The organism is Pseudoalteromonas sp. NEC-BIFX-2020_002, from assembly GCF_013002825.1.
Taxonomy (GTDB): Bacteria; Pseudomonadota; Gammaproteobacteria; order Enterobacterales; family Alteromonadaceae; genus Pseudoalteromonas; species Pseudoalteromonas neustonica.
Genome location: NZ_JABEPJ010000049.1, coordinates 1 through 706 on the forward strand (window position 1 = coordinate 1; position 706 = coordinate 706).

Consider the following 706-nt stretch of genomic DNA (forward strand, 5'->3'; position numbering starts at 1 on the left):
AATATTGGCGTAGCATGGCAACATGTTAAGCGCAATAAAGGGGCTGCGGGTATTGATAATATGAGTATTGAAGAGTTTAATCACTTCGCTAAGTTACATTGGTTAGGTATTAAACAACAATTACTTAGCGGCACTTATCAACCCTTGCCAGTCAAACGCGTGATGATACCCAAACCCGATGGCGGTGAGCGAATGCTTGGGATCCCTTCTGTTATCGACAGAGTGATCCAACAAGCTATTGCTCAAGTGATTAGCCCTTACTTTGAGCCTCTATTTTCACCACATAGTTATGGTTATCGCCCTCATAAAAGAGCCAGCCAAGCAGTAAATCATGTTCAATCTTGTGTTAAACAAGGTTATAAAACAGCAGTTGATATTGACTTGTCTAAGTTCTTTGATGAAGTAAACCATGACATGCTGATGAATCGTGTTGGTCGTAAAGTCAAAGACAAAGCACTCATGCGCCTACTTGGTAAATACCTCCGAGCGGGAGTAGCAGAGCGCGAAACGGGTCTGTGGTTTGAGTCAACCAAAGGAGTCCCTCAAGGTGGGCCATTATCCCCTTTACTTTCCAATATTTTACTCGATGAATTAGATAAGAAGCTAACCTACAAACACCTTAAGTTTGCACGTTACGCTGATGACATAATCATTTTAGTAAAAACCAAAAGCGAAGGACTAATAATCCAACAGGAAATTACTGCGT

The 706-nt window shown here is 41.4% G+C and carries 1 protein-coding gene; it reads left to right on the forward strand.

Annotated elements, in window-relative coordinates:
- Positions 1 to 706, forward strand: a 706-nt coding sequence (locus HJP15_RS21590; RefSeq protein WP_249365914.1) for a reverse transcriptase domain-containing protein, incomplete at both ends; no start/stop codon positions are given.